This is a genomic window from Onishia taeanensis, assembly GCF_013349955.1.
GTDB lineage: Bacteria > Pseudomonadota > Gammaproteobacteria > Pseudomonadales > Halomonadaceae > Onishia > Onishia taeanensis_B.
In genome coordinates this window covers 45,498-63,358 of sequence record NZ_JABVXC010000012.1, presented here as the reverse complement: position 1 = coordinate 63,358, position 17,861 = coordinate 45,498, and the positions used below count along the sequence as shown (strand labels likewise).

The window sequence follows — 17,861 nt, the reverse complement described above, 5'->3', positions numbered from 1 at the left end:
TAAGTCGAGAGATGGGTCTAGAGAGGTGGGGCGAGAGGTCATTGATCGTGATGGGCAAGCCAGTCGTCGATCATGGCGTTCAGCCGCTCGCCCGAAAAACTCGGGAAGTGGCCGCCGTGAACGATGCGGGCCGGCAGGGCGCGCAGCCGCCGCATGCTGGCGGCATAGTCGGCGAGATTGCTGTGCCAGGCGTCCTCGATCAGCGGGCCGTCATAGACCAGGTCACCGGAGATCAGGGTAGCGGTGGCGGCTTCCCAAAGGGCGATGCCGCCGGGCGAATGGCCCGGCGTGTGAATGACCTCGAAGCGTCGGTCGCCCAGGTCGATGACGTCGCCATCTTCGAGGTGGGCGATCTTGGGCGGTACGGGGATGCGATAGCCGCTGTGGGCATAGGGCGCCGGCGGCAGGGCGTCGAACATCTCATCGTTGAGAAAGGCATCGGCCAGGGTGCGAGCGTTATCCGGCGCGGCGAGGATATCGGCTTCGGCGGCATGCACGTGGCAGCAGTCGAACTCGCTGGCCGCCCCGATATGATCGAAGTGGGTGTGGCTGGCCACGCCGACCAGGTCGCGCTCGGCGAGGAGCGCGACATGCCGGCGCAGGGGCACGGCACCCAGGCCGAAGTCCACCAGCAGATCGCGGTCGCGTCCTCGGACATGCCAGATATTGCAGCGGAAGAACGGCTTGATCCAAGGCTCGTCGATCAGGGTGATGCCATCACTCAGGCGCTGGGTGCGATACCACTGATCCGGCGCGATGCGCTCGAGGCGCGAGGACGTTGAACTCATGCGCGGGCCTTCTGCTGGCGCCTGGACAGCTTGCTGATGACGAAGTAGAGCGTCCCAGTTAGCACGAATACCGGCAGCGATGCGCCGAAGCTCAGCGGCGCGACCCAGTTCCAGTAGTAGGCGAGAACCGCCCCGACCACGTAGCAGCCGAGCGCCTGCGGATTGATCGCCGGCAGGGTCGCGGCGTCCGTGATCAGGTGCTTGGGCGTGTAGCGGTCGCGGTCGACCAGGAAGTAGTCGACGATCATCAGCGAAAAGGCCGGGATGAAGACGCTGCCGATGATCAACAGGAAGGTCTGGAACTGGTCGAGGATGCCCGGGATCAGCGAGCCCAGCACCGAGATGATGCCGATGATCAGGGCCGGCTTCCAGAAGGGGGTCTGGGTGCGCACGCTCATGTACGACAGGGTCGCGCTGTAGACGCACATCACGTTGGTGGTCAGCACCGAGAAGAAGATCACCAGGGCGGCGGGCAGACCGAAGCCGAAGCTGCTCAGCAGCTGGGTCGGGTCATAGGTCTGCGGGAAGCCGATCGAGACCGACAGGGCCGATACCGTGGCACCGAGGCCCATGGCGATCAGTGTGGCCGTGACATAGCCGGCCCAGGTGCCGATGACCGCGGCCTTGGGAGAGCGGCAGTGGCGATTGTAGTCGGCGGCCAGCGGAATCCAGGAAAAGGCGGTGGCGATGATGATGTCGAAGGCCACGCCGGCACCGAGGGCGCCCGTCGCTTCCATGTCGGTGATCGAGGGCAGGTCGTAGTTGCGGGCCAACGCGAACACCACCACCCCGGACAGCAGCAGCATCAGCACCGCGGCAAGCTTTTCGGCCTTCTCGATGCCCAGGTGACCGCGCAGGGTGATCATTACCACCAGTGCCTCGCAGAGCACCGTGAACAGCGCGACGTTGGAATAGCCGGTCAGGCTCGAGACGGCATAGTCGAGGCTCATGCCGGCCAGCAGCGCCTGGATCCAGCTCCAGGCGATCAACGCGAACAGGTTGACCCAGGCCGGGAACATCGCCCCCAGTCGCCCGAAGGTGCCGCGGGCCAGCACCATGGTGGTCATGCCGGTCTGCTGGCCCATCAGGCCGATCAGCACCAGCGGTATGATGCCGACCGCAGAACCGATCAGCACCAGCAGCATGGCATGCAGGAAGCTCAGATCAGGCACCAGCAGCATGCCGGTCAGGATGGTGGTAACCACCACATTGGCACCCAGCCACAGAGCGAAGGTGCCAGGCATGCCCAGGCTGCGTTCGACGTTATCGGCGGCCAGGGTGTCCTGACCGAAGGGAGACGAGGATTGGCTCATTGTTGTTGTCCTTATTAAGAGTTGGGATGAAGCGGGATCTGTTGATGCCATGCAGCCTTACAGACCGAGACCCTCAGCCGGCGGACCAGCGATGGGCATCTATCTCGATCAGCAGCGGTCCTTGTTCGGGGCGCTGTGCCAGGGCCTTGGCGAGGCTTGCAGGATCCTCGGCCCGGGTGGATAGGCAGCCAAAGCCGCTTGCCAGGGTCTGGAACTCAGGGGCATGCAGGTTGACGCCGATCGGGATGACGCCGTTGGCGGCCATATAGCGACGAATCTCCTCGTAGCCTCCGTTGTGCCACAGCAGAATCACCACCGGCAGGCGTTCCTCCACGGCGGTGGCAATTTCTGAGAGGGTGAACATCACACCGCCATCGCCGACCATCGCCACCACCGGCAGATCCGGACGAGCCAGCTTGGCGCCGAGGGCCGCGGGCAGGCCGTAGCCCAGCGTGCCGTATCCAGTCGAGGCGTTGAAGAAGCGCCGTGGCTCGGACTTGGTGACCAGGTGATTGGCGGCGTAGACCGGCGCGCAGGAGTCGCCGACGAGGATCGCGTCGGGCATTACCTCGTTCAGAGTGTCGAACAAGGGCACGAAGGGCGCGAACGCCGGGTCCTGGGGCAGCGCCAGGGCCTCCATGGCCGCGGCGGTGCGCTGGTGACCCTGACGCGACAGGGCCGTCGGGAAGTGGGCCAGCATAGCGCTAAGGGTGGCGCCGGCATCGGCGATCAGGCCAAGCGAAAGCGACTGGTTGCGCACCAGTTGTTCGGGGTCGAGATCGACACGGATCAGCCGGCCCGTCAGCAGGAAGCCATCGTCGAACACCACGTCGTAGTCGGTCTCGCCGAGTTCGGTGCCGATGGCGAGAATCACATCGGCATCATGGGCCAGCTCGCGCACGGCGGGCAGGGCGGCGTTGGCCCCCAGGTCAAGCGGATGTCGCGGCGAGAGCTGGTCGCCGTTTCCCAGCAGCCCCTTGGCGTTGATGGTGGTGACGGTGGGGGCGTCCAGGCGTTCGACCAGCGCGCGGGCCGCCTCGGGTGCCGCGACGCAGCCACCGCCCAGCAGCACCAGCGGACGCTTGGCTTCATGCAGCCAGGCCGCGGCGGTGGCGACCCCAGCGGGGTCCGGTGCCGGGCGATGAATGGTCGGAGCGCTCCACTGGGTGGGCGTCGGTACTTGGGTATCGAACAGATCGATGGGAATCTCGATATGCACAGGCCCCGGGCGCATGCCGTCGAAGACCGCGAAAGCCCGGGCCAGCACCTCCGGCAGGGCCGCTGGGTCAAGCAGGGTATGGCTGAAGCGGGCGACGCCGGCCAGCAACTGCTGCTGGCTCGGCAACTCGTGCAGCCGCCCCTGGCCGCGACCCAGGGTGTCGCGGCGATTGACGCTTGAGATCACTAGCATCGGCACCGAGTCCGCCAGTGCCTGGCCCATCGCCGTGGCGATATTGGTCATGCCGGGGCCGGTGATGATGAAGCAGACCCCGGGCTTGCCGGTGGCGCGGGCATAGCCATCGGCCATGAAGCCGGCGCCCTGTTCGTGGCGCGGCGTGACGTGGCGCAGGCCGCTGTCGGCGAGACCTCGGTAGAGCTCGACGGTATGCACGCCGGGGATGCCGAAGACGGTATCGGCGCCGTAACGGTCGCGCAGCAGGGCGATAAGCAGCTCGGCACAGGTCATGTCAGCACTCCTCAAAAGACGAAGACGTGGGCGATAAAGGCAATGATCGGCAGGGTGATGGCGGTACGCAGCAGGAAGATGACCACCAGTTCCCAGAGTTTCAGCGGAATCTTCGACTTGAGCAGCAGGGCACCGATTTCCGACATGTAGATCAGCTGGGTTAGCGACAGGCAGGCGATCACAAAGCGGGTCAGTTCGCTGTCGATGTCCTTGGCCAGTACCGCCGGCAGGAACATATCGGCGAAGCCCACCAGCGTTGCCGGTGCGGCGGCCGCGGCATCGGGAATCTGCAGCCACTCGAGCACCGGCACCATCGGGTAGGAGAGCCAGGTGAACAGCGGCGTGAATTCGGCGAATACCAGCGCCACGGTGCCAATCGCGATCACCAGCGGCAGCAGGCCGAGGAAGATGTCGGCGACGTTGAAGAGCGCCACGCGCACCAGCGCGCGTGGGCCGGGCGCCGTTTCGGCGCGAGCCACGGCGATGCTCAGGCTGTAGCGGAAAAGGCCCATGTCGCCGGTGCTTTCTTCGGCGATCTGGCAGCCGACCGGCTCATGGTAGGTGTTTGCCTTGCGCGACAGTGGCGGCAGGCGCGGGACGATGATCGCCGCGATCAGCCCCGACACCACCACGGTCAGATAGAACGGCACGAACAGGTGGTTGATGCCGATGAAGCTGGTCACCAGCAGCGCGAAGGCGATCGACACGATCGAGAAGTTGGTGGCGATGGCCGCCGCTTCGCGCCGGTTGTAGTAGCCCTGCTCGTACTGCTGGGTGGTGATCAGCACGCCAACGGTGCCCGACCCCATCCAGGAAGCCGTAGCGTCGATGGCGCTGCGACCGGGCAGGCCGAAGATCATCCGAAACGGCTTGCGCACCAGGCTGCCGATGAACTCCATGAAGCCGAAGTCGACCAGCAGCGGCAGCAGGATCGCCGCAAAGAAGAAGAACGTCAGCAGTACCGGCGCCAGGTCGTTGAGCATCACCCCACCGGTGTAGGCGGCGGTGATAAAGGAAGGACCGACCTGGAAGTAGGTCATCAGCGCGAACAGCGCGCCGAGGCCGCGCATGGCGAACCACAGCGGCGCCACATCGAAGAGCTCCTTGCCGATGCCCTGCTGGCCCCAAGCGGGCTTGCCGAACTTGACCACGGCGGTGAGCACCACCGACAGGCAGAGCACGAACACCGCGATGGCCGGCAGGGTATCACCCAGTGCCGACTTCAGGCCGTCGGCCATCAGGCCCATGCCGATATTGATGGTGTCGTTGACCGAAAACGGCACCAGGAACAGGCCGACCCCCAGCAGCGAGGGGATCAGAAACTTCAGCAGCCCTCGGCGGTTTATCGGTTCGGGATCGGTGGCAATCTCGTCGGTCGCGTCTAGTGATGAAGACATGAGGTATTCCCTATTGGAGTTGTATTGGGCTTAGGGTGTGTAGTGCGTGATTCAGGCCCGATGGCCAGCGGTGTCGCTGGCCGGGTCAGTCGTGGGGTGCCTTGAAGCCTGAGCCGTCAGTCGCGATGCATGACGCCCGGCAGCACGCAGAGCATTTCGTAAAGCAGGGTGGCGCCCATCAGCGCGGTATTGCCGCTGGTGTCGTAGGGCGGCGCGACTTCCATCAGGTCGCCGCCGACCACGTTGAGGCCGCGGGCGCCGCGCACGATCTCCATGCCCTGGGGCATGGTCAGGCCGCCCGCTTCCACGGTGCCGGTGCCCGGTGCGAAGGCCGGGTCGAGGCCGTCGATGTCGAAGGTGATGTACACCGGGCCATCGCCCATCTGCTCGCGTACCTCAGCCATCAGCGGCTCGAGGGACTTGTGCCAGCACTGCTCGGCGGTGACCACGCGGAAGCCTTGGTCGCGGCACCAGTCGAAATCTTCGGCGGAATAGCCGGTGCCGCGCAGGCCGATTTGTACGACGCGGCGGCTGTCGAGCAGGCCTTCTTCCTGGGCGCGGCGGATCGGCGTGCCGTGGGCGATGGGTTCGCCGAACATGTGATCGTTGACGTCGGCATGGGCATCGATATGAATCAGCCCCACCGGGCCGTGCTTCTTGGCAATGGCGCGCAGTACCGGGAGCGTCACGGTGTGGTCGCCACCCAGGGTGAGCGGCACGCAGCCGTGGGCGAGCACCTCATCGTAGAAGTTGCTGATGATGTCCATGCTCTTGGGCAGGTGGAAGGTGTTGATCGGCACATCGCCGATATCGGCGACCTGCAGGCTATCGAAGGGCGCCGCGCGAGTCGCCATGTTGTAGGGGCGCAGCATGCGGGACTCGTCGCGAATCTGACGCGGCCCCAGACGGGCACCGGGGCGGTTCGAGGTGCCGATATCCAGCGGAATGCCGATGAAGGCGGCGTCGAGGCCGGCGGCGGTTTCCTGGGTCGGCAGCCGCATCATGGTGGCCGGGCCGCCGAAACGTGGCATGTCATTGCCGCCCAATGGCTGATTGAAGTCGCTCACGTTCTGCTCCTTGTTCTTGGTGTCGGTAGTCAAGGCCTCTCTCGTCAGGCGTCCTGGTCGGGAGCCCTTGTTGAGAGTCCTTTTTCGAAAGACCTTGCAAAGAGACCTGGTCCGTCGTGACGGTCAGGTATCCCTATATAGGGAGTAGTAGAGCAGGAAACGTGCCAACTTTTATTTTATTGAATTTCAAGGGGTTGGCTTATCCGTGATGCAATTGTGCATTGCCTGGCGGGCCGTATTGATACATTATTGAATCATTGATTCAACAATGTATCGCCGGAGGGCGCCTCATGAGCGAGCTGGACAGCGCCATTCTCAGAACCATCATCGATACTGCCCATGATCACTTCTTCGTGGTCGATGCCAGTGGCCAGGTGCGGGATGTAAGCCCCGGGGCCGCCGCCGTCTATGGCATGTCCTGCGAGGCGCTGCGCGGCAGCAATGTCCGTACCCTGGTCGAGCAGGGCGTGCTCAAGCCATCGGTGAGTCTCGAGGTGATTCGCACCGGCAAGCCGGCGCAGTTGTTGCAGCATACCGGCACCGGCCGGCGGGTGGTTGCCCAGGCGCATCCGGTGTTCAGCGAGGGGCGGTTGGCCTGCGTGGTCAGCCGCTCGATGGATTTAACCGACCTGCAACTGCTGCAGGAGGAGTACGCTCTGCTGCAGCAGCGCTTCAGCGATCACCTCAAGCGCAGCGTCGGGGAGGGCGCGATAGCCGGCGAGCAGGACCCGGCACTGGCGGGCCTGGCGGGCGTGCTGGAAGTGCGCAGCAGCGTGATGCAGGAAATCGCCCTGTTGCTCAAGCGTGTCGCCCCTACCGATGCCAATGTGCTGATGCTGGGCGAGTCCGGCGTCGGCAAGACCGCCTTCGCCCGGCAGCTGCACCGCTGGAGCGCGCGGGGCGAGGGGCCCTTTATCGACGTCAACTGCGGCGCCATTCCCGAGAGCCTGTTCGAGTCGGAGATGTTCGGCTATCAGCCGGGGGCCTTCAGTGGCAGCAACCCCAAGGGCAAGGCGGGGCTCCTCGAGCAGGCGGCCGGCGGCACGCTGTTCCTCGATGAAATCGGCGAGTTGCCGCTCGCCATGCAGACCAAGCTGCTCAAGGTGATCCAGGACGGTAGCCTGATGCGGCTGGGTGACACCACGCCGCGGCGAGTCGATTTCCGGCTGGTGGTGGCCACCAACCAGAACCTGGCTGAGGCCGTGGAGGAAGGCCGTTTCCGGCTCGATCTCTACTACCGGCTGAACGTGATTCCCGTGACCCTGCCGCCGCTACGGGAACGTCGCGAGGATATTCCCGGCTTGGTCGAGCGCCAGCTCAAGCAGCTCAACCGTCGCTATGGCGGCGACAAGATTCTTGACAGCGGCGTCTGGCAGGAACTGATGGGGCGCGACTGGCCTGGCAATGTACGTGAGCTGGAAAACTGGCTGGAGCGCGCCTGGCTATCCGCCGCGAGCCGCGTGATCGCCACGCCCGAGGGTGATGCTCTGGCGGCGGTAAACGACCTCTCTGTGAGTGAGGGGCCAGCGACTGCGTCCAGTGCAGGCGTTAGGCCTGCCGCCGCCGGTGCGCAAGCGAGCCGGCTGGCCGAGGGCGAGGGGCTCAAGGAGGCCATGGCGCGTATCGAGCGCGACATTCTGGCCTCGCTGTGCGGTGAGCTTGGCAGCAGCTATGCCATCGCCGAACGGCTGGGCATCAGCCAGCCAAGCGTGGTGCGCAAGATGCAGCGCCACGGGCTGCGTATCCGTTCGGCAACCGAGAGATAGACGCAAGATACTGATCGGCGGGAAGCGGGAAGCGGGCGCGAAAAAGGGGCAGCCGACCGGCGGGTCGGCTGCCCCTTTTTCCTTTGTGACTTATCGGCTTCCTTGGCCGATGTCTGATCGATGGATAGTCAATCTCGAGCGGATCAGCCCTGGCTTGCGAGATACTGGCGCCAGCCGCCCAGCGCGGTGATCTCTGTGGCCTCGCCGCTCTCGTTCAGCGCCCCCGCCGCGCAGATGAAGCCGCACTGCCAGTCGCCATTCTCCAGCTCCACCTGGCCAAGCCCCAGCGGCGCGGGAATGCCGGCCAGGAAGCTGCCGATGCTGGTCAGCGGCAAGCGCCAGACCTCCACGTCGATGGCCGCACCACCGGCTTCGTCTCGGACCATGGCCGGTCGCGCCGGTGGGCCGCCCGCCAGCGCGAAGAGACGATAGTGGGGCGCGCTGCGGGTCGCGGCGATACGTACACCGCCACGCTCGGTGAGCTGATGGTTGAGTGGCAGCCCTGCGAGGTGGGCGCCGCAGACCACCAGGTCCAGGGTGCCATTGCCGGCCGGTGCCAGCGGCGGAAGCGGCGGCCGAGGCTTTTCGGTGGCCCCTAGCGGCAGGCCGAGAGAGGCTTCCAGGCTGCGGCCCAGGCTCAGCAGTGCCAGGTCGTCGAAGGCTGGGCCAAGCAGGGTGATCCCGAACGGCAGGCCGTTTGGCAGGAAGCCCGTGGGCACCGCCAGGGCGCTGTAGTCGAGCAGGTTGACGAAGTTGGTCCAGGTGCCGAGCCGCGAGTTGACGCCGATCGGGTCGGCGGCCACCGCGGCCTTGGTGGGGTGTTCCACGGTGGTGGGCATCACCAGCACGTCCACCGAGGCGAGCAGCGCATCCGCCTGACGCTTGTACTCGGCAAGCTGGTAGCGTGCCGCGAAGGCATCGACGGCCAGCGGGGTGGCGCCGCCCTGGGTAATCTGGCGGGTCACCGAGTGCAGAGCGTCGGGATCACGATCGAGCAGCGAGCGCACGGCGTGGTAGCGCTCGGCGACCCAGGGGCCTTCGTAAAGCAGTCGGGCGGCGGCCAGTAGCGGCGAGCAGTCGAGCTCGACCTTTTCGCCCCCCTGAGACTCCAGGCTGGCGATGGCCGCCTTCATGCCGGCGGTGTAGTCGGTATCGGTGTGCCACTGGTGCTCGGGGGCAATCCCGAAACGGAAGCGTTGGGGCGCGGCGCCGTAGCCTTGCCCTTCGAGCTTGAAATCGTGGCGCCGCGACCAGGCGCACTGCGGATCGAAAATCGCCGCTACTGACAGTACGGCAGCTGCATCGTCGGCACCGAGCGCGAACAGGCTAATGGTATCCAGGGTCGCGCAGGCCGGCACCACGCCGCGGGTGCTGAGCAGCCCGAGGCTGGGTTTGACCCCGTAGAGATTATGGAAACAGGCCGGCACCCGGCCCGAGCCTGCGGTGTCGGTGCCCAGCGCGAAGCTGACCTGGCCCTGGGCGGCCACCACCGCCGAGCCGCTGCTCGAGCCGCCGGGAATACGCTCGGGGTCGAAGGCGTTAGCGGGCACGCCATAGTCGTCGGGCGCCCGCTCGCCGACCAGGCCGGTGGCGAACTGATCCAGATTGGTCTTGCCCAGCGGAATGGCGCCAGCGTCGATCAGGCACTGGACGACGAAGGCATTTTCCTCAGGCGTGTAGGCGAAGGCCGGGCAGCCGGCGGTGGTGGGCACGCCGGCCAGGTCTATGTTGTCCTTGATCGCGAAGGGTATCCCGTAGAGTGGCAGCGCCTCAGGGGCTGTGGCCTCGAGCCGTTCCAGATAGGGGGCGAGCTGCTCATGGCTCAAGCGGGTGATCCAGGCCGGATCATGGCCGCGCTCGCTGGCATCAGCGAGCAGCTGCTCGATCAAGGCGCGTGGGGTCAGGGTGGCGTCGCGATAGGCCGCCGCCAGGGTGGCGATGCTCATGTCCGTTGCGCTCATGATGATGACTCCTCGGTAGACGCGAGAATGACGATGGGCTTGCCCGGCGCCACGGCGACGCCTTCCTGGATGGGCAAGCGGGTGACACGCCCCTCGGTGACGGCGGTGATCTCGACTTCCATCTTCATGGATTCGACCAGTGCCACCGGCTGGCCGGGGCTGACCGTGTCGCCCTCGGCGACCAAGAGCTTCCACAGGCTGCCGGTCACCGGGCTGTCGATGCCGCTCTCGCTATCGTCGAGCTCGGTGGCCTCGGCGGCGTCCGGGGCCTGGTCCTCGAAGGTGAACTGGCCGTTGGCGCGCCAGGCGGCCATTTCTTCCTGGAAGGCGGCCTCGCGGCGCTCACGGAAGCGCGCGATGGCATCCTCCTGACGGTCGATTTCCGCCTGGTAATCGGCCAGGCGGAAGCGGGCCGGTTCGGTCTTAAGGTCGTAGCGGCCATGAGGGAAGTCGCGACGGATGCGGGTCAACTCCTCGTGGCTGACCTCGAAGAAGCGTAGCTGATCGAAGAAGCGCAGCAGCCAGGGGTTCTCGAAGTGGCGAGTCTGACGGTAGCGGTTCCACATCTGCAGGGTGCGGCCGACGAACTGGTAGCCACCGGGGCCTTCCATGCCGTAGACGCACAGATAGGCGCCGCCGATGCCCACCGAATTCTCGGCGGTCCAGGTGCGGGCCGGGTTGTACTTGGTGGTCACCAGCCGCTGGCGCGGGTCCAGCGGCGTGGAGACCGGAGCGCCGAGATAGACGTCGCCCAGCCCCATCACCAGGTAGCTGGCGTCGAACACGATGTCGCGCACTTGCTGGGTGCTGTCCAACCCATTGATACGGCGAATGAAGTCGAGGTTGCTGGGACACCAGGGGGCGTCCGGGCGCACGCTGCGCTGATACTTGTCGATGGCTTCCTGGCAGGCGGGGTCGTCCCAGGACAGCGGCAGATGCACGATCCGGGATTCCACCTCCAACTGTTCGACGTCGTAGAGCGCCCGCTCGGCCTGTACCAGGTGGGCTAGCAAGTCGTCCAGGTTCAGTTCGCGGGGCTCGAAGTGAATCTGCAGCGATCGGATGCCGGGGGTGAGCTCGCGAAGGCCGTCCAGCGGATGCTCCTTGAGCCACAGCATCCAGGCGTGCACCCGAAAACGCAGGGCGATATCCAGCTCCATGGCGCCGAACTCGACCAGCAGGAAGTCATCGCCAGCCTGGCGGTAGCAGATGGCCTCGCCGGCCTCTTGCGCTGACACCTCACGCAGGATCGGTGAGCCGCGCTCGGTCTCGAGACCAGGCGCCGGCTGAGGCGTCAGGCTCGCGAGTGCCGCCTGCTGATGCTCTTCCAGCGCACGGGCGGTGGCGCGGCTGACCGGTACGAAGCGCACCCGGTCACCGGCGGTCAGTTGGCCGAGCTTCCAGCGCTCGGCGCGCACCACCGTGGCCGGGCAGACGAAGCCGCCCAGCGACGGGCCGTCGGGGCCGAGGATCACCGGCATGTCGCCGGTAAAGTCGATGGTGCCGAAGGCATAGGCGTTGTCGTGAATGTTGGACGGGTGCAGGCCGGCCTCGCCGCCGTCGGCACGTGCCCACTCGGGGCGTGGACCGATCAGGCGGACCCCGGTGCGGCTGGAGTTGTAGTGCACCTCCCAGTCATGGCCGAAGAAGGTGTCGATATCGTCGTCGGTGAAGAAGTCCGGCGCGCCATGGGGGCCATAGAGCACGGCGACTTGCCAGGTGCGCTGCTCGTCGCTGGCAAGCGACGGCACCAGGGCCTCGTCGAGGAGGCGGGGGCTGGTCACCTGGCATGCCGGCAGCTCGAGCATGTCGCCGCTGCGCAGGGCGCGACCGCCATGGCCGCCGAACTGTCCGAGGGTGAAGGTGCTGCGTGAACCCAGGTAGCGCGGGCAGTCGATGCCGCCGCGCACCAGCAGATAGGCGCGGGCGCCGGCGCTTGCCTTGCCCAGCGCAAGGGTGGCCCCGGCGGGGACATCGAGCACCTGCCAGAAGGCCACGGGCGTCTCGTCGAGGGTGGCCGGCAGGGCGGCCCCGGTCAGCACGATCTGGGTGGCGCGATGAAAGCGCAGGGTGGGGCCGGTCAGGGTGATCTCCATGCCGGCGGCGTCGTCCGGGTTGTCGAGCAGCCGATTGCCGAGACGGAACGACAGGTCGTCGAAGGGACCCGAGGGCGGCACGCCCACGTCCCAGTGGCCCTGGCGACCAGGGTAGTCCTGCAGGGTGGACATGGTGCCGGGGGCCAGCACCTCGATGGCCGGTGGTGCCCAGTCGAGGTCGGCAAGCCAGCGGGTATGGATGTCGGCCTTCTCGAAACGCTCGTCTTTCAGGACGTGCGACAGCCACTGGCGGTTGGTGACGATGCCGTAGAGGCGGCTGTCGGCAAGCGCCTGGTCGAGCCCTGCGATGGCGCGGGTCCGGTCACTGGCGTGGACGATCATCTTGGCCAGCATCGGGTCGAAGAGCGCCGATACATCGAGGCCCGCCTCGATGGCATGGTCGACCCGCAGGCGCTGGCCGCTGGCCTGATCGGAGGTCGGGAATTCGACCTCGGTGAGCAGGCCGGCGCTGGGGCGGAAGTCGTGGGCCGGGTCCTCGGCGTAGAGGCGCGCCTGGATGGCGTGGCCGCGGGGCACCAGATCGCGTGTCAGGTCGGCAAGGGGCGGTAGCTCGCCGGCGCCGAGGCGCAGCATCCAGTCGATCAGGTCGACGCCCCAGACTTCCTCGGTCACGCCGTGTTCGACCTGCAGCCGGGTGTTGACCTCGAGGAAGTAGAAGGCCTGGCGGGCAGCATCGTAGATGAACTCGACGGTGCCGGCGCTGCGGTAGTCGACCGCCTCGCCCAGGCGTACGGCGGTGGCGTGCAGCTCGCGTCGCACTGCTTCTGGCAGGTCGGGCGCGGGGCATTCCTCGAGCACCTTCTGATGACGCCGCTGGGTGGAGCAGTCGCGCTCGCCCAGTGCCACTACCTGGCCTTGGCCGTCACCGAACAGTTGGACTTCCAGGTGGCGGGCGCGGGCGATATAGGCCTCGACGAAGAGGCCGCCATCGCCGAAGTTGCGCTCGCCGAGACCGCGCACCGAGTCGAAGGCGCGGCGCAGCGTCGCCTCGTCCTCGCAGACCTGCATGCCGATGCCGCCGCCGCCAGCGGTCGATTTGAGCATCACCGGATAGCCGATGCGGGTGGCTTCGGCGACGGCCTCATCGAGGTCTTCGAGCAGCGCCGAGCCCGGCACCAGCGGTACGCCGGCACGCTTGGCCAGCTCGCGGGCCTCGTGCTTGAGGCCGAATTCGCGAATCTGTTCGACGGTCGGGCCGAGAAAGACCAGGCCGGCGGCTTCGCAGGCCTCGATGAAGCGAGTGTTCTCGGAGAGGAAGCCGTAGCCGGGATGGACCGCCTGGGCGCCGCTCTGGCGGGCGATGTCGATCAGCTTGTCGATGGCCAGATAGGTCTCGGTGGCGCTGCCCTCGCCCAGTGGCCAGGCCTCGTCGGCCTGATGAACATAGGGGGCGTCGCGGTCGGCGTCGGCATAGACGGCGACCGAGCGGATGCCGAGGCGTGTCAGGGTGCGTTGGATGCGTGCGGCGATGGCGCCGCGATTGGCAATCAGAACCTTGGTGAACATGGAGGTTGCCCGAATCGGTGGCGGGTCGTCCCGCCGCTGTTCATGGGTCACCGGGGTCGTCCCCAGGACCGCCGCCCTTGTGCTTTCCAGGCCTATTCGCTAGAGACCTACTCTTCCCAGATCAGCAGTTCGATCGGTGTCGGATCATAGCCATTGCAGGGGTTGTTGAGCTGCGGGCAGTTGGAAACCAGCACCACCACGTCCATGGCCGCGCGCAGCTCCACATATTTGCCCGGGGCGGAGATGCCGTCCTCGAAGGTCAGGCCGCCGTCGGCGGTCACCGGCACGTTCATGAAGAAATTGATGTTGTGGGTGATATCGCGCTTGGTCAGACCGAACTCGGGGTGGTCGGCGATGGCCTGCATCCAGTTGTCACGGCAGGAGTGCATGTGGCGCTTCTCGAGGTCGTAGCGCACCGTGTTGCTTTCGCTGGCGCAGGCGCCGCCCAGGGTGTCATGGCGACCGCAGGTGTCGGCGGTGATGGTCAGCAGCAGGTTGCCTTCGCTCGAGATCAGCTTCGAGCCGGCGGTCAGATAGACCGCACCCTGCTCGCGTACCGTGTCCATGGCGCTGTAGCGCTCGGCGGTGTCGTGAGCATTGAAGAACAGGGTGTCGGCGGCCTGGTTGCCTTCCAGGTCGAGGATGCGCAGGGTCTGTCCGGCCCTGACGGTGCCGATGTAGTGGTCGCCGGCATCGACGGTGGTCCGGCTGATGGCATTCTCGGGACGCAGGGGGCTTGAAATGATCATGATGGCGTTCTCCCTCAAAGGCCTAGGTGGTAAAGGCGGTTGTTCTCGAAGCCGCGGGCGTTCTCGGGGCGCGAGCGGTAGCAGGCGTCGTCTTTGCTGGGCGCCGGCGCGGTGCCCAGGGCGATATCCACGCCGCGACGCGGGTAGTCGGCGCTGGGGTCGAGGGGGTGTGGGCAGGTATGCAGCAGCACCAGGGTGTCCATCTCGAAGCGCAGGGTGACCTCTGCGCCGGGCTGGCAGTGGCCGGCTACATACTCAAGCTTGCCCTCGGCGTCGCTTTTCACCCGCGAGAAGAGGTTGAGATTGGCCGCCATGTCGCGCCGGCCCAGGCCATACTTGGCCAGTTCCACCAGAAAGGCGTCATGGCCGCTCAGGGTCCAGTCGTTGTGGGCCTGCTGATAGCGGCGCGGCTGCCAGCTTTTCTCGGTCATGTGCTGCGCCAGCAGGTTGCCGCCGACGCTGTCGTGCCAGCCCAGACTGTCGGCGGTGATCGAGGCGAAGATGCGCCCCATGTCGGAATACAGGCAGTGACCCTCGGTTAGCTTGAAGGTGTGCTGCGCCTTGAGGGTGTCCGGCAGGTTCAGCCGCTCGAGCAGGTTCTCGGGGTTGTAGCAGAGCAGCCCGACATTGCTGTCGGCCTCCCTGGCGCTGAGGGTCAGGGTGGTGCCGCGGCGCATCCGCAGCGACCAGTGATGAGCCCCGGGCAGGTGGGTGGTGTAGAGCGCGTCGGTCGGGTTCATAACAGCGTCTCCTGGGTCAGGGTCTTGATGCCGCTCTCGGCGAATGTGGCCGGCACGCCTTCTTGGCGCTGGCGTGCGTCGATCGGCAGGTCATAGGTGATGGTGGCGCCATAGGCCTGGGGGGCCTGGGGATCGTGGCGCAGCTTGTCGAATACCCACAGCCGGGTGCCCAGCGCAAAGGCTTCCTTGAGGTCGTGGGTGATCATGAAGATGGTCAGCTGTTGCTCTTGCCACAGGCGGGTGACCAGCTCGTGCATGTCCACACGAATGCCCGGGTCGAGGGCGCCGAAGGGCTCGTCGAGCAGCAGGATGCGTGGCTTCATCATCAGCGCCTGGGCGATGGCCAGACGCTGCTGCATGCCACCGGACAACTCGTGGGGATACTTGTCGAGGGCATGATCGAGCCCTACCTCGGCGATGCGCTCTCGGGCCTTGTCGGCCGCTGCACGCCGAGTACCGCCGAAGGCCTTGCCGAATAGCCGCGAGTGGCGCATTTCCTCGGCGAACATCACGTTGCCGAGCACCGTCAGGTGCGGAAACACCGAGTATTTCTGGAATACCACGCCGCGATCGGGGCCCGGCTCGTTGGGGATCGGCTTGCCATCCAGCAAAAGCTCGCCCTTCGAGGACCGCTCGGTGCCCAGTAGCATCTTGAGGAAGGTCGTCTTGCCGCAGCCGGAGGCCCCCACCAGGGTGACGAACTCACCGGGTTCGACGCGAAAGTTCAGGCGCTCCAGCACCACCTGGTCGCCGTAGTGCTTCTCCAGGCGCTTGGCTTCCAGCAGGCTCATGACTTGTCTCCCTCATTGGCGTGATACCAGGGAAAGGCCAGGCGCGAGGTCCATGCCAGGGCCTGGTCGAGCAGAAAGGCGAGCAGCGTGATCCAGGCCACGTAGGGCAGGATCACGTCCATCGACAGGTAGCGGCGCACCAGGAAGATGCGATAGCCAAGCCCTTCCTGGGCGGCGATCGCTTCAGCGGCGATCAAGAACAGCCAGGCGCTGCCCAGCGCCAGCCGGGTCGAGGCCAGCAGTCGCGGGGTGAGTTGTGGCAGCAGCACCCGGCAGAGTATCTGCCAGGAGTTGCCGCCCAGGGTCTGAGCCTTGATCAGCTGTTCATCGGGCAGACGCAGCGCCTCGCCCTGCAGGTCGCGGATCAGAAAGGGGGTGATGCCGATCACGATCAGCGCGATCTTGGCCATCTCGCCGGTGCCGAAGGCGATGAACAGGATCGGCAGGATCGCCATCGGCGGAATCAGCGACAGGACCGTGACCAGCGGCGAGAGCTTGGCGCGCAGCATTGGCACGCCGCCGTTGATGATGCCTATCGTCAGGCCGATCAGCGCACTAATCGCCACACCGGCGAGCAGTCGTTCGAGGCTGGAGAGGGTGTCGGCCCACAGCAGGATCTGCCCGGTGCGCACGTTTTCCTCGCTGGCCATGCTCCAGAAGGTGTCGGCCATGGTGGCCGGCGCCGGCAGCAGACGGTCGTTGGGGTTCTCGGCGAGCCGTGCGCTGGACAGGCTGAAATAGACCATCGCGATGATCAGAAAAGGCAGTAGGCCGAGCAGCCAGCGACCGCCCCTAGAGGGGGCGAGGTTGATCATTCGTTTCATGGGCATTCCTCGTCGGATGGGATACGGCGGCCGGTCACCATCTGGTGATGGTGCCGGCCAGCGGATGACGAGTTATTCCTGAGTCGACAGGTAGTCGCGGGTATAGCTCGGATCGAAGCGCAGCTTGATGTTATTCCGATCACCGAATACGCCGCTCGGGGTCTCGATACCCACGAAGCCGGGGTTCGGTGCCATGTCGCCGAGCAGGCCCTGTTCGAAGCTGAATTCGGCGACCCGCTGCATGGTGTCGAGCAGGTCGGGGCTGTCGAACAGCGAGAGGGCTTCGGTCGGCGTCGTATAGAGGTGGGTGGCGTCGAGCTGGGCCTGATAACCGGCCAGGTCAGTGCCGGCTGCGCTGGCCATCTGGGTGAGGGCGGCCTGATCGTCGGCGGCCATCTTGTCCATGACTTCGTACCAGGCGCCGACCAGGGCTTTGCCCAGAGCCGGGTTGGCCGCCAGGGTGTCGGTGTTGACGACCATCAGGTCGAGGATCTCACCCGGGATCTGGCTCGAGTCGAAGACCAGATTGCTGTTTTCCAGTTCGCTGACGGTGGTCAACTGGGGGTTCCAGGTCACTACCGCATCGATGTTGTCGCGGCTGGCAAACAGGCTGGCGATGTCGGCGTCGCCGGTGTTGATCGTCGAGACATCGCGCTCGCTCATGCCGACGCTGTCCAGCGCGCGGGCCAGCAAATAGTGGGAGACGCTGAACTGCACCAGGTTCACATCGCGGCCGGCGATGTCCTCGAGGCTATCGGCATTCTTCAGCACCACGCCATCGTTGCCGTCGGAGTAGTCGCCGATGATCAGCGCCGTGGAATCAACGCCGCTGGCGGCGGGCAGGGTCAGTGCGTCCATGTTGGTCATGGCGCAGCCATCGACGTTGCCGGAGGTGTACTGATTGATCGATTCGACGTAATCGTTGACCTGCACGACATCGATATCGATGCCGTACTTGTCCGACCACTTGTCGACGATGCCTTCGACATCGGCATAGCCCCAAGGCATCCAGCCGGCGTAGATTGACCAGCAGACGCTGAAGGAGTCTCGCTCCTGTGCGCTAGCCAGCGGGCTTACGACGGCGCTTGCCAGGGTGGCCGCCGAGACAGCCGCGGTCAGCGCGAGACGACGAGGTGCCATCTTGCGAGATGAAGC

General features: G+C 65.9%; 13 protein-coding genes. 1 reads left to right on the top strand and 12 read right to left on the bottom strand.

What is annotated here, in order from left to right; genetic code table 11:
- Positions 1-38: 38 nt before the first annotated feature.
- The 5 genes from HUS66_RS13620 to speB form a co-directional block, all read right to left on the bottom strand.
- Positions 39-788 carry an MBL fold metallo-hydrolase gene (locus HUS66_RS13620; RefSeq protein WP_175071485.1) on the bottom strand — a complete coding sequence of 250 codons (750 nt, stop codon included), beginning with the start codon at positions 786-788 and terminating at the stop codon, positions 39-41.
- Positions 785-2,101 carry a purine-cytosine permease family protein gene (locus HUS66_RS13615; RefSeq protein ID WP_175071483.1) on the bottom strand — a complete coding sequence of 439 codons (1,317 nt, stop codon included), beginning with the start codon at positions 2,099-2,101 and terminating at the stop codon, positions 785-787. The genes HUS66_RS13620 and HUS66_RS13615 overlap by 4 nt, the downstream gene beginning before the upstream one ends.
- A 73-nt stretch (positions 2,102-2,174) precedes the next feature.
- Positions 2,175-3,788: a 5-guanidino-2-oxopentanoate decarboxylase gene (locus HUS66_RS13610; RefSeq protein WP_175071482.1), complete on the bottom strand. Its 1,614-nt coding sequence runs from the start codon at positions 3,786-3,788 to the stop codon at positions 2,175-2,177.
- 11 nt (positions 3,789-3,799) lie between these two features.
- Positions 3,800-5,185, bottom strand: a complete 1,386-nt coding sequence (locus tag HUS66_RS13605; protein WP_175071481.1) for a YjiH family protein — start codon at positions 5,183-5,185, stop codon at positions 3,800-3,802.
- A gap of 116 nt (positions 5,186-5,301) precedes the next feature.
- Positions 5,302-6,252, bottom strand: coding sequence for an agmatinase (speB, locus tag HUS66_RS13600; RefSeq protein ID WP_175071598.1), 951 nt, complete (start codon positions 6,250-6,252; stop codon positions 5,302-5,304).
- A gap of 290 nt (positions 6,253-6,542) precedes the next feature.
- Between speB and HUS66_RS13595 the strand changes: the two genes are divergently transcribed.
- On the top strand, positions 6,543-8,018 hold the full coding sequence (locus HUS66_RS13595; RefSeq protein ID WP_175071479.1) for a sigma-54 interaction domain-containing protein: 1,476 nt from the start codon (positions 6,543-6,545) through the stop codon (positions 8,016-8,018).
- A 143-nt stretch (positions 8,019-8,161) separates the two neighbouring features.
- On the opposite strand, the gene atzF is transcribed toward HUS66_RS13595, so the two are convergent.
- The 7 genes from atzF to HUS66_RS13560 all read right to left on the bottom strand — a co-directional run bounded on the left by atzF (position 8,162) and on the right by HUS66_RS13560 (position 17,846).
- A complete protein-coding gene (gene atzF, locus HUS66_RS13590; RefSeq protein ID WP_175071477.1) occupies positions 8,162-9,979 on the bottom strand; it encodes an allophanate hydrolase in 1,818 nt (605 codons plus the stop codon).
- Complete coding sequence (uca, locus tag HUS66_RS13585) at positions 9,976-13,602, bottom strand: urea carboxylase (protein ID WP_175071475.1); 3,627 nt, start codon at positions 13,600-13,602, stop codon at positions 9,976-9,978. The genes atzF and uca overlap by 4 nt, the downstream gene beginning before the upstream one ends.
- A 107-nt stretch (positions 13,603-13,709) precedes the next feature.
- Complete coding sequence (locus HUS66_RS13580; RefSeq protein WP_175071473.1) at positions 13,710-14,351, bottom strand: urea amidolyase associated protein UAAP2; 642 nt, start codon at positions 14,349-14,351, stop codon at positions 13,710-13,712.
- 14 nt (positions 14,352-14,365) lie between these two features.
- Positions 14,366-15,091, bottom strand: coding sequence for an urea amidolyase associated protein UAAP1 (locus HUS66_RS13575; RefSeq protein WP_175071471.1), 726 nt, complete (start codon positions 15,089-15,091; stop codon positions 14,366-14,368).
- A complete protein-coding gene (locus HUS66_RS13570) occupies positions 15,088-15,882 on the bottom strand; it encodes an ABC transporter ATP-binding protein (protein ID WP_175071469.1) in 795 nt (264 codons plus the stop codon). Before HUS66_RS13570 ends, HUS66_RS13575 begins: the two co-directional genes overlap by 4 nt.
- Complete coding sequence (locus HUS66_RS13565; protein ID WP_175071467.1) at positions 15,879-16,706, bottom strand: ABC transporter permease; 828 nt, start codon at positions 16,704-16,706, stop codon at positions 15,879-15,881. The genes HUS66_RS13570 and HUS66_RS13565 overlap by 4 nt, the downstream gene beginning before the upstream one ends.
- Positions 16,707-16,778: 72 nt before the next feature.
- Positions 16,779-17,846 (bottom strand): putative urea ABC transporter substrate-binding protein, encoded by a 1,068-nt coding sequence (locus HUS66_RS13560; RefSeq protein ID WP_175071596.1) that lies wholly within the window; start codon positions 17,844-17,846, stop codon positions 16,779-16,781.
- Between the last annotated feature and the right edge of the window lie 15 nt (positions 17,847-17,861).